A 19581-nucleotide genomic window follows, 5' to 3' on the forward strand; every position below is an offset into this window, starting at 1 on the left:
CACCGATAACCAAAAAACGCTACTCAGTGCGCAGAACCGCGACCAAGAACTCCGCCTCCGGCCCGAACGGGCGCAGGTCCCACGTCGCGAGCAGAAGGTCGCTGGTGAGGCCCGCGGACGCCGCGTCGGCCAGGAAGTCGTCGAAGGCGTACCCGCGCCCGGCGCCGAACCCGACGACCAGCCGGCCGCCGTCGCCGAGGTGACGGACGAACCGGCGCAGGATCTCGACGCGGGTGCTGGGCGCCACGAAGGTCATCACATTGCCGGCGCTGACGATGACGTCGAACCGCTCGGGCAGATCGAGCTCGCTGAGGTCCCCCACCAGCCACCGGGCGTCCGGATGGTTCGCCTGAGCCTCGGCGATCAGGGCCGGGTCGAGATCGACGCCGACCACCTCGTGCCCCGCCGCGGCGAGATAGCCGCCGAGCCGGCCCGTGCCGCACCCGGCGTCGAGCACCCGGGCTCCGCGCCCGAGCATCGCGTCGACGAAGCGCGCCTCGCCGGCCAGATCGGCGCCGGCCTCGGCCATCGACCGGAACCGGTCGATGTACCACTGCGAGTGCTGGGGGTTCTCGTCGAGCAGCTTGAGCCAGCCGTTCTGATCACTCATTTCCCCGATGCTAACCGGCGGCGCGCTTCACCAACTCGGCAATGCGCGCCTCGACCTGCACCCGCTCGGCCAGCTCCGGTCCTCCCCCGACATCTCAGCGCGGCTCTTCCGGACCTCCTGCGCCCGCTCCTTCATCGCGGCCCGCTCCTCGGCGGTGAAGTTCTCGGCCATCTCCGGCTCCTCCCACGTTTCCGCTGTTTACGAGCCTTACGGTAGGGGCCTCACCGGACCCGCCGCTTCTCGAGAACTGATCGCTTGAGCGAGCCCGTTCCAGCACCTCCTCGGCGGTCAGCGGGCTGCGCGGGTGGTGTGTGAGGGACAGCGCCGTACGGATCTTGCGGGGTGCGGCGCCCTCAGCGGCCAGGTAGAACTCGCCGACCGTGAGGCGGGAGATGTCGGGGACGTCGCCGCCCTTGGCCTTGGCCATGTCGCGGGCGGCCTCGATCTGGATAGGGCTGTTCATCAGGCCGTACATCTGGGTGGCGGCGTTGCCGGGGATGCGGTTGTGCAGGCCCTTGGGCGCCTGGGTGGCGAAGATCAGGCCCAGGCCGTACTTGCGGGCCTGCGCGGCCAGTGCCAGCGTGCTCTGCGTGCAGGCGGTCATCGCGCCGGACGGGGCGAACGTCTGGGCCTCGTCCATGACCAGCAGGCCGAGCAATGGGCGGTCGCCGGCCGGGTTCTTCCTGATCCAGGCGAACAGCGCCATCTGCAACTGGTTGACGAAGCTCTGCCGTACGTCGTCGGACGGCAGCCCTACGAGGCTGACCACCGAGACGCGGGCCCGCTTGCCCTCGGCCGGGGTGAGCAGCAGCCCCGGATCCATGGGCGTGCCGTGGCCGCCGAACAACGGGTCGTTGACCATCGCCGCGGTGAGGGTCTGCGACAGCGCGAGCCCGATCTTGTCGGCGTCGTCGATGTCGATGAGGCCGTCGGGCAGGTTGCCGAGCGTGTCGATCAGCCCCTTGAGGCGAGTGCCGCCCCGCCGGCCGTAATGCTCGACGGCTTTGCGCAGCACGGCCAGACCCAACTGCGTTTTGTTCGTACGACCGGTGAGCCCGGCCCGTGGCGTGAGGGCGGCGACGGCGGCCTCGACCGCCTCGTGGAACTCGTCCTCGTCGTCGCGAACGCTGCGGAAGTCGGGCAGCGGCTGAAAGCTGAGCGGCCGGCCGGATGCGCGCCGCGGCGTCCATACGACGACGTCGGTGTTCGCGAGATAGTCGGTGGCCCGGGCGGCGTCGTCCGGGCCCCACTGCGGCGGCGGTGACGGCCATCCTTCGCCGAGGCGGGCCAGGTCGTTGTTGGGGTCGAGCACGATCGCGGAGACGCCCTGCAGCGCGCACTCCTCGACGATCCGCCGGATCAGCACCGTCTTGCCCGAGCCGGATCCGGCGAAGATCGTCGCGTGCTTCCGTAGGGCCTCGAGCGGCAGCCGCGCCGCCGAGCCGTCGTGGTAGTCGTACCCGACGGTGAATGCGGGTCCGGCAACCGACGAGACCGGCGTTACGACGGAGCTGCTCGCGGGAACAGCGACCGGCCGGACAGGAGTTGGCAGCGCTCGATCGACGCCGGATTCCACAGCGGCACCGGCCACCGACCGTGCTCCACCCACGCGCTGTTCCACATCGGACAAGGCTTGCTGCAGGAAGGAGATGCCATGCGCCGGCCGTCGCTCGGCCAGCCACCCCTGCAGGTCCATTGTGGTTTCAGCCAGCATGACCCGGAGAGCCGACATCGTCCGCAGGTCGTCCTCGCTCAACGCGAGAGTTCCCCCGCTCCCCTCCTCCAGCTTCGCCACCGCAGCCCGAGTCCGCTCCCCCGCCGCCCATTTCCCGTTACGCAGCAGGAAAAGCTGCCGCTTCGGAGTGCCCGCATCCACCGCGGCCGCCATCGAGGCTTTGCGGATGCGCGACAACGCCGCGCTGTGGTGGTGCTCGTCGCTGATCGCGCGGAAGCACCAGTGCGCCTGGTCCTCGGTGTTCTCGTCCAGCGTGAGCCGCAGCCGGGCGTGCAACGGCGGATCGTTGCTCGGCGGCGGATCCACGCTGAACGCCTCGTCACCGCGCTCGAGAATCCAGGCCGTGAGCCCGGCCGCCAGCAACGGCGGCACCGTCTGATCCTCGGTCGCCCGGCCGAGCGGGGCCAGCACGTCGGCCGTCTTGCGCAGCTCGGCGAACCTCAAGTCGTACGCCTGAAGGTCTCCGCCCTGGGTGGGCAAAGGCCCCGGAGCGGACTCCCGAGGCTCGCCCAGCCGTTCCAGGATGCGCACCTCGCCGTCGGCGAGGCAGGCGCGGACGTGCTGGTCGATCTCGATCAGCAGCTGGCGCGGGGTGAACTGGCCCGCGTCGGCGAAGGCCTCCGCGGCGATCGGCCACGTCGGGAACGGCGGCTCGAAGCCCGCCTCCGCGTAGCGCAACCGGAACCGTTTCTCGATGATGGCCCGGGCCAGATCGTCGTCGTTGATGCGCTTGAGCTGCGGCGTCAGCCGGAACCGATCGGCCACGGTGTCGGCGGCGGTCGACGAGACGATGGTCCACGAGTTGGGGATGCAGGCCAGGACCGTCAACGTACGACGGGTGAGCTGCCGCAATGTCATGAGCCCGTCGGCCATGCGAGCCAGCATCAGCGCCTGCTCCGGTTCGACCACCGCCGTCGCGGCCAGGCTGGGGTCGCTCAGCACCGCGACCTGCGCGATGAGCGTGTCGATCTGGTCGATCGCGATCACCGACGGACCGGTGAGCGCGAGCAGCCAGGACAGGTCCTGCACGATGAGCCGCGCCGGGCGTGGTGAGCGGCGCATGCCCCAGGCATGGCGTTCGCCCGGCACGTTCTCCTCGCCCGAGACGAAGTAGTTCTCGGCGAGGTCGCGGTGGGCGACGTCCTCCGAGGCGCTCAGCGCGAGCGCCCGGGCCGTCTCCTGACTCGACCGCGCGACCTGCCGGTCGAACTCGCCGAGTCCCTCGATGAAGGCATCCAGATCGGCGCGGGTCAGCTCGGTGTCACCCATGACCGCGCGGCGCGACTTGCGGGGCGCGCCGACCATCGCCGACAGCCGGCGCAGCAGCACGGTGAGCTGGGTCTGATCGGCGCCGGGGATCGGCCGGGACAGCCCGTCGAGCATCGCGGCGAGCACACTGTCCCAGAACCCGCCGGCGTCGAGCAGGCTGACGAGGAAGAAGTATCCGCCCCGCTCCTGCACCTGCTGCCGCACCCAGCCGAGCAGGTGCGTCTTGCCGGAGCCGCGCTGCCCCTGAACGACCAGGCCGATGGGACTGGCGTCGCGGCTGGCCGTGGCATCGGCGAATCCGTCCGCGATGTCGCGCAGCGCCGGCAGGTGCAGGCCGTCGACGTGGAACGGCAGCGGCCGCCAGATGTCGTCCGGCACCGGCGCCCAGTTGAACCGCAGGGAGGCCAGCGCCGCCCGTTGCTCCTCGTTCATCACACGCCGATCGCCAGCAGGTGATTCTCCTGACCCCCGAGCCGCAGGGCGGCTTCGCGGTCGGCCGGGGTGAGAGCCTTCTGGTTGGACTCGGGCACGATGTTCACACCGTCGGCGCGGCTGAGGTCACGCAGGGCCTCGTCGAGCTCGTCCCGGGCGACGTCGGCGAAGAACGGGCGCAGCCGGCGCAGGCTCACCCACGCTCCCGGCTCGTCCGCGAGAGCGTTGTAAGCACTGGCGATACGCGGGCCCAGACCGCCGGTCGGCGCGCGCATCTCGCTCTGGGCAAACAGTTCGGTCAGGTTGGCAGCGCCGCTGCGGTCGAGGATGCGCTCGCGCAGATTGGCGTGCAGGGCGGTCAGCGCGGCGCCCAGAGCCTTCGCGCCACGCGCGTTGAAGTCGAAGTCGCTCTGCATGCGGACCCAGCCCTTGTCGTCCAGCTGCATCGCGACCGTGCGGCCGCTGCGGCGGCTCGACACGTAGTGCAGGCGGCCGAGTTTGTCGCGCTGTTCCTTGCGTACGTCGAGCCCGTACCGCTCTTTGAGCTCGGTGTTCAACACCTCACGGGCCTCGACCATCAGCACCATCAGGATCGCGCCCTCGGACGGGGTCAGGTCATCGCCGGCCATAATTGCTTCCTTCCGCTGTATCGCGCCGCCGGCTCCGCACAAAGGTGCCGATCTGGTGAACCACGGCGCCGACATCATGAACGATTCGGGCATTGGTGAAACGCAGAACGGCATAACCGTCCAGAGTCAGTCGCACGTCACGCCGCCGATCGAGCTCATACCGCTCGGGTCGGCAGTGTTCCGGCCCGTCGATCTCCACCACACACCGTTCCTCCGGCCACCAGAGATCCAGCCGTACGGGCGGAGTCAGCGCATTCGACCGGTAATCCTGATTCCAGCGGCGACCGGTCGCCCACGACTCCCGCGCCAGCGCCGCCTCGAGGGCAGCCTCGACCGTGCTCGCGGGATGGGGCCTACCCGCCTCCGCGACACTGCCGTTTGAAGGTCCAATTCGCGCCCGTACGGTGGGGAGCCGCTCGTTCCGCACGCCGACCAACCAGACGGCGGGCCCGCCGCTGCTCACGAGCCATTCGGCGCCGGCGACCATCGCGTCGCCGCTCATCCCGCCGCCCACCGCGCCTGCTTCGCCGCCGATTCCGTCCGCACCGCCGGCCACCGCGCCCGTACCGGCGTCCACAGCGTCGACCAGCAGCACCGTGCGGCGGCGCCCGAAGGCCTGGGCGACCAGCCGGGCCAGTTCCCGGGCGCGGATCCGGAGCGGTAGCGAGTGGTGCGGGCGACGCCCGGTGAGCGCGAGGACGGCGAGGTCACTGAGGAAAGCACGCGGGTATCGGCTCGTGCGGGCAGCCTCGGCCGCGAGAAGGCGAGCGGCGGCAAGGCCGCCGACGTCGGCTCGGCTCTCGTTCACGCCCGGCAGCCAAGCCGGCAACAGCCCGACGGCAGCCCGTTCCAACTCCTCGACCGCGGCCTCGGCGAAAGCGGACGGAGTGGCGCCGCGAAACGGAGTGCGGATGACCAGAGGAGCCAATTCTCCGTACCCGGCAGCGAGCGAATGTGCGAGATCATCGATATCTACATCGGGCAGCGCGACGACACGGTCGACCGGGATATCCGACAGTGTTCTCAACCCTTTCCCAGCCGCCACCGCACGTCCCGGACAGCCTACGAATCGGCCCCGGGCGACGCCATAGCGCGGATGTGACGCTTTTCTCGCCGAACGGCTGATTGCCGCGACGACCCTCCCCGCCGAGTCACCTTTCCGACTGATCTCCGCCTCGTTCCCCTGATCGCATTCCACCGTTCCTCGCACCAGAAAGATCCACAATGTGCGAACCGGATCGATTGCCGTCTGTTGTTACGCTGCTCGCGACCCGACGACCAGCGGCGACGAACGGACCGACCTGTGCCGACCCGTCCACGAAGCCACGGCGGCTCCGGCGGCGACACCCCGGAACCACCGTCCGGCGGCGGCTCCCGCCCCCACGGCGCCGGCGGCCCCCGTCCGGCCGGCAACATCGCCGCCGCCCAGCAGTCGACTCACGCGGTCGCCCAGCAAGGCCGAGCCGGCGCAGGGCACAACACCGCCGCCGCCAACGGCACATCGTCGGCCGCGCGGCCGAGTCCCGACGACATCGCGCTGGCCGACGCGATGCGCAAGTACGACCAGCTCGGCGAGCGTCCGCCGGCGTTCAATCTGGCCCGCAACGACGAAGCGTTCGACACCAGCGGTGCGCACACGGTCGAGCGTCACGGACCCGATATCCCCATGCGCCGGGATCCGAACACGCGAACCGTCGAGGGCCGCATCTACGGTGACCCGCCGTGGCCCGGTGCGGAGAATCGTTCGTTCAAGTGGACCGACCACACGACCATGAACCGTGAGGTCAACCGCTATGTGCAGGAGAACTGGGAAGCCATACGCAGCGACCTGGCGACGGTCGGAACCCACAAGGGCGGATTCGACGCCCACCATCGCGTCGGGGAGGGGTATTACAACAAGGGCATGTACGGCGCTGGGCCTCGTCAGGCCGAGTACGGCGCGACCAGCCTCATCACGATTCGCATCAAGCTGGTGCCCGGCTCGGACCCGCCGCAACCGTTCATCGTCACCGCTTTCCCGACCGGAGTACTTTGAGACCGTGGACCTGAGTCAGCTCCCGGAACCGATGCGTGCCCGCATGGCCGAGCAAGACGCTCGGCCGCCGCTGCGCAGGGTCCGCGATCTACTGCAGACCTATGTCCTGGACGCTGTCGACCTGGACGAAATTCGCGCGGACATGTCAGACACGGCGGGTTTCTCAACGTTCGCAGCCCGATCCCTGCGACAGGACCTCGAGGCGCTGGAGTGGGCTCTCACCGCTGACCTACCGGTGGGCACGCTGCTCCACCTCGTCGAGGACGACGCCAACTTCGGCCTGGACGACGACCCGACCGACGCCGGCGCCGCGGTGTTCCTGCGGCAGATCGCCGACATCCTCCGCGAGGTCCTCGGCCCGGCGAGGTAGGCCGAGGTGGACGCACAGGCCGCGGTCGACAAGGTGGGTTGGCTGATCCGCGGGCACGTCGCCGACACCGTCAGTGACGCCGAGGTCCGCGACGAACTGGGGATGACCGCCCGGCACAGCACGCTTTCGCTCCGCCAGGCGTTGGAGGCCCTCGACGAACTCCTGAACGAAGAACAGCCGCCGGGCACTCTGTTGGACCTGATCGCGTGGGACGGCGGCCGGGCGTTGGGCGACGACCAGACTGATGGCAGCGCGGCGGTCTACCTTCGACACCTGGCCGGCTTGGTGCGCGAGGCCATAGCGGAGGCGGGACATCGATGATTGACGTGGCGCGGTAGAAAGAAACGATGACCGAGCCTCTGCTGGACCCGGACAGTTCGCGGGAATACCTGCGGGACTGGAAAGGGCGCGTCGACCGGGCCGCCGCGGCCACTCAGGCCATGGCCGACCGGCTGGGTGACCTGCGGATCAGCGCCGTCGACGGGAACGGGCTGGTCGAGGTGACGATCGATTCCGGCGGCGTGCTGATCGACGTGCGGTTCACCGAGCGCATTCAGCGGGTCGCGCCCGACGTGGTGTCGCGGGCGGTCATGACCGCGATGGGGATCGCGCGGCGCAAGGTGGCTGCGCTCAGCAAGGAAATCATCGATGAGACGCTGGGGCCGGGGTCGGCGGCGGGGCGTGTGATCGAGGATCGGCTGCGGGGTGGGGTCGATGAGTGACGGGTTTCAGGTCGACGCGCAGCAGATCCGGGCGCACGCCACCAAGGTCGACGCCATTCAGCAGCGGTTCGCGGCGGTCAAGACGGCCAGTTCGGCCATTGTTCAAGACGATGCCGCGTACGGGCTGCTGTGCGGCTGGATGGCGGGCATTCTCGAGTCGCGGCACGCCAAGCAGGACGAGCTCTATGCGTACGTCGAAGAGAATCTCCGCCTGGCTTCGGACGCTCTCGTCCGTACGAGTCAGGACTACGCGCGTGCCGATGACGACGCGGCCAACCGGTTGCGCCGGGCCGGGGGTCTGTCGTGACCAACCTGATCGCTGTCGCGTCGACCGGGCCGGGGACGTCCGGCGCCTCGCTGGTCGACAGCTTCCAGGGTCTGCAGCAGTCGATCTCGGGTGGCAGCTGGGTCGACCAGGCGCTCGCGGGTGGGGCGTTCGCGCTCGAGGCCGCCTCGGCCGTGCTCGACCCGTTCAGCACGCTGCTGGCCAACGGACTGGGCTGGGCGATGGAGTACTTCGAGCCGCTGCGCGAGGTTCTCGACAAGCTGGCGGGCATGCCCGACCGGGTCGCCGCACACGCCGCCACCTGGGAGAACATGGCCCGTGAGCTGTCCGCCATGTCGGCTGACCTGCAGGGCGCCCTGGCCGCCGACGTGCCCGACTGGACGGGCCCGGCCGCGATGACCTACCAGAGCCTGATGGCCAACAACGTCGACGCCTTGGGCGGCCTCTCCTCCCTGGCGGCCACGATGTCCTCGGCCACCCAGGCCGCCGGCAACCTCGTCATGTTCACCCGTGACCTGGTCCGCGACCTGATCGCCGACCTGGTGGCCCGGGTGATCGTGTGGGCCGCCGAGGCGTTGCTGGTCGTGACCATCCCCATCGTCGCCGCCCAGATCGCCTCGGCCGTGGTCAAGTGGGCCGGCCGCATCCTCGGCTACACGACCGCGCTGGTCACGAGCTTGACCAACCTGACCCGCCTCGTGAACGGGTGACATCCGATCACTCCGCCGTGTGAGACCGGTAATCACTTCGGCCGGTAGCCGTGTCATGGTTCGCATGTGAATGATCAGCGCCGGGCGCCCGCCTACGTCGACGAGCTGCGCCCGCTGATGGGCCGGGTGATCGCGTCCGACGACCCGTCGATCCCGGCCGCCGAGATACTGGCCGCCCTCCACGACTACCTGGAGACCGAGGTCTTCGCGACCAGCCTCTATCTGGTGTGGGGGTGCCTGGGTGAGAGCGAGTGGGAATCCGACCGGGCCGCGGATGCCGCTCGCGAGTGGCTGGCCCTGGACCACCACGACCTCGACGCCGTGCGTCGCTACTACGACCACTGGTTGTACGACGTCTGCGGCTACCAGCGGCCTTGAGTTCCGTCACGGGCCGGCCTGGCGTGGGGCGCAACCACGCCTTCCCTCGCCGGCCCGCGACGGACGTCTGTCAGACGGCGGGCTCGAGTGCCGGCTCCACCGTGGCCCACTGGGCAGTTTCGGCCGAGCGGCTCACCGCGTCCAGCACGAGTTGCACCTGCAGGGCGTCGGCGAACGACGGGGTCGGCTGCTGACCGGTGGCGATCGCCTCGATCAGGTCGCGGACCTCGTGGGTGAAGGTGTGCTCGTAGCCGATGCCGTGGCCCGGCGGCCACCAGGCCGACATGTACGGGTGCTCGGGCTCGGTCACCTGGATGAGGCTGAAGCCCTGCTCGGCGCTGGGCAGCGTGGCGTCGTAGAACTCGAGCTCGTTGAGCCGCTCGAAGTCGAACGCCAGCGAACCCAGTGAGCCGTTCAGCTCGACCCGCAGGGCGTTCTTGTGGCCGGTCGCGAAGCGGGTCGCCTCGTACGTGGCCACTGCTCCCCCGTCGAGCCGGGCCAGGAACAGGGCGGCGTCGTCGACCGTAACGTCGCCCAGGTTGTTGCCGTCGGACGCCGCCGACAGCCCGGACGAGCCGGACGTGAGCGGGCGCTGCTTGACGAACGTCTCGGTCAGCGCCGACACCGAGCTGATCGACTGACCGGTCACGAACTGGGTCAGGTCGATGATGTGGGCGCCGATGTCACCCAGCGCCCCCGAGCCCGCCAGTTCCTTCTGCAGGCGCCAGACCAGCGGGAACTGCGGGTCGACGATCCAGTCCTGCAGGTAGCTGGCCCGCACGTGGCGGATCGTGCCGATGCGGCCGTCCCGCACGAGCTGCCGCATGAGGGCCACGGCGGGCACCCGGCGGTAGTTGAAGGCGCACATGGCCCGTACGCCGGAGGATGCCGCCTTGGCGGCCGCGGCCGCCATTTCGCGGGCCTCGGCCACCGTGTTGGCCAGGGGCTTCTCACACAGCACGTGCTTGCCGGCGGCCAGCGCGGCCAGGGCGATCTCGGCGTGGGTGTCGCCCGGGGTGCAGATGTCGATCAGGTCGATGTCGTCCCGGTCGATCAGCGTGCGCCAGTCCGTCGTGTGTTCAGCCCATCCGAGTTTCGCGGCGGCGGCCGCCACCCCTTCCGGGGAGCGGCCGCTCACCGCGGTCATCTGTGCCGACAGCGGCAGGTCGAAGGCGTGGTTGACAGTGCGCCAGGCCACCGAGTGCGTGGCGCCCATGAAGGCGTAGCCGACCATGCCGACCCGCAGCTGCTCCGACATCGATTCTCCTCTGTTCGTAAAAGCCCGGCCGGGAGGCTCGGTCAGAAGCCGAGCTTCGCGTACTGCGCGGCGTTGTCCTTGGTGATCGTCTCGGAGGCGAGAGTGATCTCCTGGGGCACCTGCAGCTCGACCAGGTCGCTCATGCCCTTGCCCTGACCGATGAGCCGGGCCAGCGAGATGGCGGACGACGCCATCGACGGGCTGTAGGTGACGGTCGCCTTGAGCACCGAGTCGTCCTTGGTGATCGCGTCGATGGCCGCCTTCGAGCCGGCGCCGCCGACCATGAAGAACTCGCTGCGGTTGGTCTGCTTGATCGCAGCCAGCACACCGATGCCCTGGTCGTCGTCGTGGTTCCAGAGGGCGTCCATCTTGGGCAGCGCCTGCAGCAGGGCGGTCGCGGCAGCCTGGCCGGAGTCGGCGGTGAACTCCGCCGGACGCCGGTTGGCGACCTTGAAGCCGTACTCGGCCAGCGCGACCTTGAAGCCCTCGCTGCGCTCCTGGGTGAGCTCCAGCGAGTCGATGCCCGGGATCTCGCCGATGATCGGGTTGGTCACGCCCTTGGCCTTGAGCTGGTCGCCGATGTAGTGGCCGGCGGCGGTGCCCATGCCGAAGTTGTCACCCTTGATCTGCAGGCGGAAGGCCGCCCGGGACGGGAACGCGCGGTCGAGGTTGATGACCGGGATGCCGGCCTTCATCGCGTCGAGAGCGGCCGCGTCGAGCTCCTTGCCGTCGGCCGGGAGCATCACGATCACGGTGGGCTTCTGGGCCACCAGCGTCGCGATCGCGGCGCGCTGGGCGGCCGCGTCGGCGCCCGACTCGACCGGCTTGAACTCCACGTCGGGGTACGCCGCGGCCTGCGCCTTGGCGTTGTTGGTGATAGCCGCGAGCCAGCCGTGGTCGGCGGCCGGGGCCGAGAAGCCGATGATCACCTTCTTGCCGGCGGCGGCGTTCGGGTTGGCACTGGCGTCGGTATTGGCGTTGACCTGAGCGTTGTTCTCGGGCTCGTTGCTCGTGCAGGCGGTGAGAAGGGCGCCGGCGCCGACGGCCGCGCCGCCGAACAGAATGCGCCTACGGGACAAAGCGGACATGATTCCTCCCAAGGGGGTACCCGGCCGGGCGGATCCGGGCGAAGAAGATCAGCGCTTGAACAATTGCGTGAGTGATTTGTAGCGGAACTGCTGGATCAGGACGGCGGCCACGATGATCGCGCCCTTCACCATGTTCTGGACCTCGGTGGAGAGGTTGTTGATGGCGAACAGGTTGGTGATGGTGGAGAAAACCAGCACCCCGAAGAGGGCGCCGACGATGGTGCCGCGGCCGCCGCTGAGCAGCGTGCCGCCGATGATGGCCGCGGCGATCGCGTCCAGCTCGTACAGGTTGGCCATGGCGGCCTGGGCGCTGGTGGCCTGTGAGGTCAGCATGATCGCGGCGATGCCGCAGCACAGACCGGACAGCGCGTACAGCAGCATCGTGTGCCGCTTGACGTTGATGCCGGCCAGCCGGGCCGCCTCGGGGTTGCCGCCGACGGCGACCGTGCGCCGGCCGAAGGTGGTGCGGTTGAGCAGCACCCAGCCCGCGGCGACGACCAGGCCCAGGATCCAGACCAGCAGCGGGATGCCGAGCAGACGCTCACTGGCCAGGCTGTTGATCGTGTCGTTGGCCGAGACCTGAGTCTGCTTGGCGGAGATCTGAGCGGCCAGGCCCCGCGCCGCGACCAGCATCGCCAAGGTCGCGATGAAGGGCACCAGTTTCCCGTACGAGATCAGAACGCCGTTGACGAGGCCGACCGCGATGCCGACGACCAGCGCCGTGAAGATCATGCCGCCGGCGCCGTAGCTCTGGGTCGCCAGTGTCGTGGCCCAGACCCCGGCCAGGGCGATGATCGCGCCGACGGACAGGTCGATGCCGCCCCCGATGATCACGAAGGTCATGCCGACCGTGACCACGCCGATCGCCGACGCCTGCTGCAGGATCGTCAGGAAGTTGTTCTTGACCCAGGTCGGGTCGCTGTAGAGGTCGGGCTTGGTGATGATCCCGACCACGATCAGGAGGACCAGCACGCCGACCAGGCCCAGATTGCGCAGGACCCCTTCGTCGAGCTTCCGGCGTTCCTGCTTGGTGGGCGCCTCCGGGGGCGCCGTCTGGGTAGTCATGCTGGCTCCCCTTCCAGAATGGACTCAGTGGTGAGCGACCCCGCCATGATCAGGTCGAGGACAGCGCCCTCGTCGATCTCACCGGCCGGGGACTCGTGGATGATCCGGCCCTCGCGCATCACCAGCACCCGGTCGGCCAGACCGAGCACCTCGGGCACCTCGCTGGAGACCAGCAGCACCCCGACGCCGCGTTCGGCCAGGTCGTGGATGACCTGGTAGAGCTCGGCCCGGGCGCCGACGTCGACACCGCGGGTGGGCTCGTCGAGCAGCAGCAGCTTGGTGTCCTCGAGCAGCCACCGGCCGACGACGACCTTCTGCTGGTTGCCGCCCGAGAGGGTGCGGATCGGGCGGTTCACGTCGCGCGGCCGCAGTTCCAGCGCGTCGGCCGTCCGTTCGGCGGCCTTCCGCTCGCCGCCGACGTCGGTGAACCCGGCCTTGGCGAAGTTGCTGAACGAAGCGAGCGTCATGTTCTTGTAGACCGGCTCGTCGAGCAGCAGGGCCTGGCTCTTGCGCTCCTCGGGCGCCATGCCCATCCCCTTGCGGACGGCGCTGCCGACGCTGGTGATCCGCTTGCCGTCGAGGGTGACGGTGCCGGCGTCGGCCCGGCGCGCGCCGAAGATGGTCTCGAGCAGCTCGGAGCGCCCCGACCCGACCAGTCCGGCGATGCCGACGATCTCGCCCGGCGCCACGGTGAGGCTCGCGTCGGCGAATTCACCCGTGCGGGCCAGCCCGTCGACCACCAGCAGCGGGTCGCGCTGCTCGGCCGGGCGGCGGGGCGGGAAGACGTACTCGATGGTGCGGCCGGTCATGCGGCTCACCAGGTCGCGCGTCGGCGTGCTGCGGGCCGGCAGGTTGGCCGCCGTGGTGCGGCCGTCCTTGAGCACCGTCACGCGGTCGCCGATCTCGCGGATCTCCTCGAGCCGGTGCGAGATGTAGATGACCGCGATGCCCTGGGCCGTGAGCTCCCGGATGATGCGGAACAGGTTCTCCACCTCGTCATGAGCGAGCACGGCACTGGGCTCGTCCATGACGATCAGCCGGGCGTCGTGCGAGAGCGCACGGGCCATGCTGACGACCTGCTTGCCCGCGGCCGGCAACGACCGCACCGTCTGCCGCGGCGGGATCTCGGCATGACCGAGACGGGTCAGGATCTCGCGGGTCCGGGACGCTGTGGAGCGCCGGCGGGTGAAGCCGAACCGGGTGTCCTCATGGCCCAGGAACGCGTTCTCGGCGACGGAAAGGTCGTCGACGAGGTCGAGCTCCTGATAGATCGTGGCGATGCCGGCGCGCATGGCGGCCTGCGGCGTGGCCGGGGCGAACGGCTGACCCAGCCAGGTGATCTCGCCGCCGTCGGCGTGGTGCACGCCGGCCAGCGTCTTGATCAGGGTGGACTTGCCGGCGCCGTTCTGCCCGAGAAGGCAGTGCACCTCACCGGCGCGCACCTCGAGCTGCACGCCGTCGAGGGCACGGACGCCCGGGAAGGTCTTGACCACGTCGGTCAGGCGCAGGACCACGTCGCCGGGGCCCTCACCGTTGTCGTCGACCGGCGGGGCGGGCACTGTTTCATCGGTCTTGAGGGCGGTGGACGCGTCGGCCGTTGCGCCGTCGCGCGGGGCGGGAATGGTCATGATGCCTGCTCGAAAGCCGTGTCGCTGGCCAGCACGGCGGCGCCGGTGACGCCGGCCCGGCTGCCCAACTCCGAAAGGACAACGGGGAGGTTGCCGGTAGCCAGAGGCAGCGACCGGCGGTAGACCACACTGCGGATCTCGGCGAGCAGCACATGACCCAGCAGGGCCAGGCCCCCGCCGATGACAATCATCGAAGGGTTGGAGAAGGACACCAGGGTGGCCAGGACGCCGCCGACGCGGCGGCCGCCCTCGCGGATCAGACGAATGCAGGTGACGTCACCCTCGGCGGCGCCCTCGGCGACGTCGCGGGCGGAGATGTGGACGGCCGGCTCGGTGCGCTCGTCGTCGCCCTCGCCCCCGGCCTCGCCGGCCGCCTGGAGCGCGGCCTGATAGGCGGCGAGGCGCTCGGCCAGGGCCGGTGACTCTCCGGAGCGGGCGACCGCCAGCGCGTCCCGGGCCAGAGCGAAGCCGCTGAACAGCGCCTCGAGGCAGCCGGTGTTGCCGCAGGAACAGACCGGGCCGTTCGGGTCGACCTGGATGTGGCCGATGTCGCCCGCGCAGCCGTCGACACCGCGGTAGACGGTGCCGCCGAGGTGGATGCCGCAGCCGATGCCGGTGCCGATCTTGACGAACAGGAAGTCGTCGACCGAGTGGGCGACGCCGCCGTGGCGCTCGCCGATGGCCATGATGTTGACGTCGTTGTCGACGACGGCCGGGCAGCCGTGCTCGCGGGCCAGAAGCTCCCGTACGGGATAGCGGTCCCACCCGGGCATGATCGGGGGCGACACCGGGACGCCGTCGCGGTAACTCACCGGGCCGGGAACGCCGATGCCGACCGCGTCGAGCCGGTCGTAGGCGCCGTCGGTACGAGCCTTGTGCAGCAGCTCGTTGACCCGTTGCAGTATCTGCCGCGGCCCCGAGCGGATGTCGGCCGACTCGCGGTAGGTCGCCACGGGCTCGAGCCGGCCGTTCGTCACCTCGATGTCGATCGAGCTGGCGCCGAGGTCGACGGCCGCGAAACGCAGCCGCGGGTGCAGTTCGACCAGCGTCGAGCGCCGCCCGCCGCGCGAGGCGGCCATGCCGGCCTCGGCGATCAGGCCCGCGGCGACGAGGCGCTCGACCTCGGCCAGCAACCGCGGCCGGGTCAGCTCCAGGCGATCCCCCAGCTCCGCTCGGGACACCGGTCCCTCATCCCTCAGCAGGCGAAGAACCCGCAGGTGGGGAGCGTCGGCGACGTGCACGAAAAGACCTCCGGAGGCGCTTAACACCGGGGTAACCCCTCGGTGTTGTGCCCGTCACAGTAGGCGCGTGGTGGCTCCGGAGTCCATACCTTCTCGAAGATCATCGCTAACTTTTGTCTACTGGAGCAAAAGTTAGGTTCGTTACCCGCCGTTGACCTAGCTCTGCTTGTGCCTTCCCGCGGGCTGCGCCGGGCACGAGAAGACCCCCGGCCCAGGGTGGTGGCCGGGGGTCTTTCGTTCTCGGATCAGTTCGTACTCAGGCCTTGTTCGCTGCCCTTCTTGAGCTTGCGGTCGTCGCGCAGCTCGAGGAACGGCTCGTCGGACGGGTCGTGGCCGACGGCGATGGCGCGGCCCCGCTCGAGTTCGGCGTCGAGCTCGGCCCCGAGCAGGATCGCGATGTTCGAGATCCACAGCCAGACCAGGAAGGCGATGACACCACCCAGGGTCCCGTACGTCTTGCTGTAGTTGGCGAAGTTGGCCAGGTAGATCGCGAAGGCGCCGGACGCGACCAGCCACAGCACCACGGCGAAGATCCCGCCCGGGCTGACCCAGCGGAACCCGCCCGTCTTGGCGTTCGGCGAGGCCCAGTAGAGGATCGCGAACATCAGGCTGACCAGCAGAATCAGCACCGGCCACTTGGCGATGCTCCACACCGTGACGGCGACGCCGCCGAGCCCGATCTTCTCGCCGACGACCTGGGCCAGGTCACCGGTGAAGACGACGATGACGGCCGAGAGGATCAGCATGATGCCGATGACCGCGGTGACGCCGACCCGGATCGGCAGCGTCTTCCAGATCGGCCGGCCCTCGGGCACGTCGTAGACCGCGTTCGAGGCGCGCATGAAGGCGGCCACGTAGCCGGACGCCGACCAGAACGCCAGGACCAGACCGATGATTGCCGCGAAGCCGGCTGTGCCTGTGTCCTTCACCTGGCTGAGGACCGTATTGACGAGCTCCTCGATCTGCTGGTTGTTGGCGATCTCGCCCACCGTGTCCTGCACGGTCTGCTGGCCGTCGTCGCTCAGCATGCCCAGGATCGAGACCAGCACCAGCGCGCCCGGGAAGATCGACAGCACGCCGTAGTAGGTGAGCGCGGCCGCCCAGTCGGAGACGTTGTCCTCCGAGAACTGCTTGAACGTCCGCTTCACCGCCGCGAACACGCCCTTGCCCTTGAGCTCGGTCGGGCTGTCCGGACCGGCGTCGGGCGACGGCGCCGACAGGTCGTTCGCCTTGTCCTCCCCGGTCTTCGTGGAGGCGACGTCGTAGTCCTCGGCACCCTTCGTCCGGGCGCGATCCGTGTCGGGCGAGGAATTCGCCTTCTCGTCGTCGTGCTTGTGCCGCAGCTTCATGGTCGTTCCTCCAGGCGCACACCGTCCTCGGCCGGGTCACTCGGCACGTGCCACAACATCGCGGTGACGTGCGCCGACGACCCACAGAGGTGATGCCCGCCACCCACCCGCCTTAACCACCTTCTCCCCCATCGGGAACGCCGATGTTCACAGAGCGCTGCTCCATAAACTCTGGCTCGCCGGCACCAGAGCGACGCGTGGATCACTGAGCCCTCAAGCGGCCACCAACGAGCGCAACGACACTGAACGCGGCGCCCTTACTTGCAGAGTTGTTTCTGCATGCGACGGCCCGCCACGGTCAGGCCCACGGTCATCAGAACCAGCAGATAGGCCACGTCCAGCAGTTGCAGCCAGCCCGTGGTGCCCGTGCTCAGGGCGCGAATGAGGTCGACCGAGCGGTAGAGCGGCGTCGCCTCGATCAGCCAGCGCACGACCGCGGGATAGGCGGTCGGCGGGACGAAAGTGCCGGAGAACAGGAACAGGGCGAACTGGCCGGCCGCGATGAGGTCGAAATCCTGCCAGCTGCGGATGATGGTCGCCACCGCCATGCCCAGCGCCCCGAAGGCCAGGCCGACCAGCAGCGTGGCCGGCAGCATGGCCAGTGCCCGGCCCCAGGTGGTCAGGCCCATCAACGTCATGATCACCACGAACGCGGCCGAGTAGATCACGCCGCGGACCATGGCCCAGGCCAGCTCGCCCAGCGCGATCTCGATGGGGCGCACGGGCGTGGCCAGGATGCCCTCGTAGAGCCGGACGAACTTCATCTTGCCGAAGAAGTTGAACGTGGTCTCGGCCAGCGCGCCCGTCATGGCCGACGCCGCGAGCATGGCCGGCGCCACGAACTCGGCGTAGCCCACGACCTCGCCACCGGGCAGCGTGATGTCGCCGATCAGCGCGCCCACGCCGACACCGATCGAGAACAGGTAGAGCACCGGCTCGAGGAAGCCGGACACCATGACCACCCAGTAGGCCGACCGCAGCGTCGAGATGTTGCGCTCGGTCACCGAGGCCGCCCGCCGTCCCGTGCCCTCGAAGGACAGCAGCCGCGGCATCACCAGACTCACCATGATCAGACCACCAGCCGCCGGCGGAAACGGGCGTTGACCAGCAGCCAGCCGGCCGCACACCAGGCCAGCAGCACGGCCACGTGCACGATGCCGAGCACACCCGGGTCGCGGCCGAGCATCGCGTCGCGGCTGAGCTCGACGCCGTGCCACAGCGGGAAGACGTAGGCCACCCAGCGCAGCAGCACGTGCAGCGATTCGACCGGGAAGAAGACGCCCGAGAACAGCGACATCGGCAGCACGGCGAACCGCATCAGGATGATCAGGTAGCTGTCGCTGGTGATGCTGGCCGCGTACGCCATGGTGGGCGCGGCCGAGGCCATGCCCACGAGCAGCGCCACGACCAGGGTCATCGGCGCCCACCACGAGTGCAGCGTGCCGAAGAGCGCCGCGATCGCCAGGAAGGCCGCCGCCGTGAGCAGCACCCGGAACAGCATGAAGGCGAGATGGCCGCCGATGATGTCGGCCACCCGCAGGGGCGCCGCGGCCTGCGCGAAATAGACCTTGAGCCACTCGAAGTAGCTCAGCACCGGCCAGGTGGCCTCGCCGAACGCCGCCTGCAGGGCCGTCGACGCGATCAGGCCCGGCACGATCCAGTCGATGTAGGGCACACCGTCGACGCCGCCCCGCACGTAGGCGCCGACGCCGACGCCGAACCCGAGCAGCGTGAGCAGCGGCATGACGAGCGTCGACAGCGCGCTCGACCGCCAGGTGCGGCGGTAGTTGACCAGATGGTATTCGAGAACGGAGAGCGTGGCCGTCATCAGTCCACCAGCGTCCGGCCGGTGAGGTGCAGGAACACGTCTTCCAGGCTGCTGCGGCGCACGAGCACGCCGGCCGGGCTGAGCGAGCGGCGGTTGACCTCGTCGACCGCGCCGTCACCGTCACCGACGTAGAGCAGGATGCGGTCGGGCAGCACCTCGAGCCGCTCGCCGATGCCGGCCAGCTTGTCGGCGTAGGCCGCCTGATCGTCGGTGTTGAAGCGCAGCTCGACGACCTCTCGGGTCGAATACCGCTCGATCAGCGTCCGCGGCGAGCCCTCGGCGACGATGCGGCCGCCGTCCATCACGACGAGCCGGTCGCACAACTGCTCGGCCTCGTCCATGTAGTGGGTGGTGAGCACCAGCGTGACGCCCTGCTGCTTGAGCCGGAACAATCGCTCCCACACCAGGTGGCGGGCCTGCGGGTCGAGGCCGGTGGTGGGCTCGTCGAGCAGCACCACCTCGGGCTGGTTGACCATCGCGCGGGCGATCGTGAGCCGGCGTTTCATGCCGCCCGAGAGCGGCTCGACCTTGCTGTCGGCCCGCTCGGCGAGCTGGACGAACTCGAGCAGCTCGTCGGCCCGGCGGCGGGCCTCTTTGCGCGGGATGCCGAAGAAGCGCGCGTAGGTGGTGAGGTTTTCCCGCACCGTCAGCTCGATGTCGAGGTTGTCGAGCTGGGGACAGACGCCCAGCTTGGCCCGGATCCGCGGGCCGTCACGGCGCGGGTCGAGGCCGAGGATCTCGAGCACGCCGCCGGTCGGCGGCGACACACACCCGATCATGCGCATGGTCGAGCTCTTGCCCGCGCCGTTGGGCCCGAGGAAGCCGAACGCCTCACCGCGGCGCACGTCGACGTCGATGCCGTCGACCGCCGTGAAGTCGCCGAACCGCTTGATCAGGCCACGGGCATGAATGAGGGCGGCGAGCGGGGTGGTTGGTTGGGAGTCCACG

20 protein-coding genes are annotated in these 19581 nt (G+C 69.5%); 7 read left to right on the top strand and 13 right to left on the bottom strand.

Annotated features, from left to right (window positions below; genetic code table 11):
• Positions 1-19 precede the first annotated feature (19 nt).
• The 4 genes from KXC43_RS13895 to KXC43_RS13910 form a co-directional block, all read right to left on the bottom strand.
• Positions 20-610 carry a class I SAM-dependent methyltransferase gene (locus tag KXC43_RS13895; RefSeq protein WP_221376462.1) on the bottom strand — a complete coding sequence of 197 codons (591 nt, stop codon included), beginning with the start codon at positions 608-610 and terminating at the stop codon, positions 20-22.
• Positions 611-704: 94 nt separating this feature from the next.
• The gene (locus KXC43_RS13900) at positions 705-4046 is read right to left on the bottom strand and encodes a helicase HerA domain-containing protein (protein ID WP_221376463.1); all 3342 of its coding nucleotides are present in this window, start codon (positions 4044-4046) and stop codon (positions 705-707) included.
• A complete protein-coding gene (locus KXC43_RS13905) occupies positions 4046-4675 on the bottom strand; it encodes a hypothetical protein (protein ID WP_221376464.1) in 630 nt (209 codons plus the stop codon). Before KXC43_RS13905 ends, KXC43_RS13900 begins: the two co-directional genes overlap by 1 nt.
• On the bottom strand, positions 4662-5900 hold the full coding sequence (locus KXC43_RS13910; protein ID WP_255644060.1) for an endonuclease domain-containing protein: 1239 nt from the start codon (positions 5898-5900) through the stop codon (positions 4662-4664). Before KXC43_RS13910 ends, KXC43_RS13905 begins: the two co-directional genes overlap by 14 nt.
• A gap of 324 nt (positions 5901-6224) precedes the next feature.
• Between KXC43_RS13910 and KXC43_RS13915 the strand changes: the two genes are divergently transcribed.
• The 7 genes from KXC43_RS13915 (at position 6225) to KXC43_RS13945 (ending at position 9176) form a co-directional block, all read left to right on the top strand.
• Complete coding sequence (locus KXC43_RS13915; protein WP_221376465.1) at positions 6225-6710, top strand: hypothetical protein; 486 nt, start codon at positions 6225-6227, stop codon at positions 6708-6710.
• Positions 6711-6753: 43 nt separating this feature from the next.
• Positions 6754-7080, top strand: coding sequence for a glycoside hydrolase family 18 protein (locus KXC43_RS13920; protein ID WP_221376466.1), 327 nt, complete (start codon positions 6754-6756; stop codon positions 7078-7080).
• Between the two features lie 6 nt (positions 7081-7086).
• Positions 7087-7401 carry a hypothetical protein gene (locus tag KXC43_RS13925; protein WP_221376467.1) on the top strand — a complete coding sequence of 105 codons (315 nt, stop codon included), beginning with the start codon at positions 7087-7089 and terminating at the stop codon, positions 7399-7401.
• Between the two features lie 26 nt (positions 7402-7427).
• The gene (locus KXC43_RS13930) at positions 7428-7802 is read left to right on the top strand and encodes a YbaB/EbfC family nucleoid-associated protein (protein ID WP_221376468.1); all 375 of its coding nucleotides are present in this window, start codon (positions 7428-7430) and stop codon (positions 7800-7802) included.
• Positions 7795-8109, top strand: coding sequence for a type VII secretion target (locus KXC43_RS13935; RefSeq protein WP_221376469.1), 315 nt, complete (start codon positions 7795-7797; stop codon positions 8107-8109). Before KXC43_RS13930 ends, KXC43_RS13935 begins: the two co-directional genes overlap by 8 nt.
• On the top strand, positions 8106-8798 hold the full coding sequence (locus tag KXC43_RS13940) for a WXG100 family type VII secretion target (protein WP_221376470.1): 693 nt from the start codon (positions 8106-8108) through the stop codon (positions 8796-8798). Before KXC43_RS13935 ends, KXC43_RS13940 begins: the two co-directional genes overlap by 4 nt.
• A 66-nt stretch (positions 8799-8864) precedes the next feature.
• Positions 8865-9176, top strand: a complete 312-nt coding sequence (locus tag KXC43_RS13945; protein ID WP_221376471.1) for a hypothetical protein — start codon at positions 8865-8867, stop codon at positions 9174-9176.
• A 70-nt stretch (positions 9177-9246) separates the two neighbouring features.
• Here KXC43_RS13945 and KXC43_RS13950 read toward each other — a convergent pair whose 3' ends face one another.
• The 9 genes from KXC43_RS13950 to KXC43_RS13990 all read right to left on the bottom strand — a co-directional run bounded on the left by KXC43_RS13950 (position 9247) and on the right by KXC43_RS13990 (position 19580).
• A complete protein-coding gene (locus KXC43_RS13950; RefSeq protein ID WP_221376472.1) occupies positions 9247-10434 on the bottom strand; it encodes a Gfo/Idh/MocA family protein in 1188 nt (395 codons plus the stop codon).
• A 41-nt stretch (positions 10435-10475) separates the two neighbouring features.
• Positions 10476-11522: a substrate-binding domain-containing protein gene (locus tag KXC43_RS13955; RefSeq protein WP_221376473.1), complete on the bottom strand. Its 1047-nt coding sequence runs from the start codon at positions 11520-11522 to the stop codon at positions 10476-10478.
• A 48-nt stretch (positions 11523-11570) separates the two neighbouring features.
• The gene (locus tag KXC43_RS13960) at positions 11571-12587 is read right to left on the bottom strand and encodes an ABC transporter permease (protein ID WP_221376474.1); all 1017 of its coding nucleotides are present in this window, start codon (positions 12585-12587) and stop codon (positions 11571-11573) included.
• Positions 12584-14101, bottom strand: a complete 1518-nt coding sequence (locus tag KXC43_RS13965; RefSeq protein WP_308129083.1) for a sugar ABC transporter ATP-binding protein — start codon at positions 14099-14101, stop codon at positions 12584-12586. The genes KXC43_RS13960 and KXC43_RS13965 overlap by 4 nt, the downstream gene beginning before the upstream one ends.
• Positions 14102-14211: 110 nt before the next feature.
• Positions 14212-15456: an ROK family transcriptional regulator gene (locus tag KXC43_RS13970; RefSeq protein ID WP_221376476.1), complete on the bottom strand. Its 1245-nt coding sequence runs from the start codon at positions 15454-15456 to the stop codon at positions 14212-14214.
• A 245-nt stretch (positions 15457-15701) separates the two neighbouring features.
• A complete protein-coding gene (locus tag KXC43_RS13975; RefSeq protein WP_221376477.1) occupies positions 15702-16805 on the bottom strand; it encodes a YihY/virulence factor BrkB family protein in 1104 nt (367 codons plus the stop codon).
• A gap of 257 nt (positions 16806-17062) precedes the next feature.
• The gene (locus tag KXC43_RS13980; protein WP_221376478.1) at positions 17063-17872 is read right to left on the bottom strand and encodes an ABC transporter permease; all 810 of its coding nucleotides are present in this window, start codon (positions 17870-17872) and stop codon (positions 17063-17065) included.
• A 2-nt stretch (positions 17873-17874) separates the two neighbouring features.
• Entirely contained in the window at positions 17875-18633 is a 759-nt protein-coding gene (locus tag KXC43_RS13985) for an ABC transporter permease (protein ID WP_221376479.1), read from the bottom strand.
• On the bottom strand, positions 18633-19580 hold the full coding sequence (locus tag KXC43_RS13990; protein WP_221376480.1) for an ABC transporter ATP-binding protein: 948 nt from the start codon (positions 19578-19580) through the stop codon (positions 18633-18635). Before KXC43_RS13990 ends, KXC43_RS13985 begins: the two co-directional genes overlap by 1 nt.
• Position 19581: the final 1 nt, after the last annotated feature.

It is taken from the genome of Paractinoplanes polyasparticus (genome assembly GCF_019710575.1).
Classification (GTDB): domain Bacteria; phylum Actinomycetota; class Actinomycetes; order Mycobacteriales; family Micromonosporaceae; genus Actinoplanes; species Actinoplanes polyasparticus.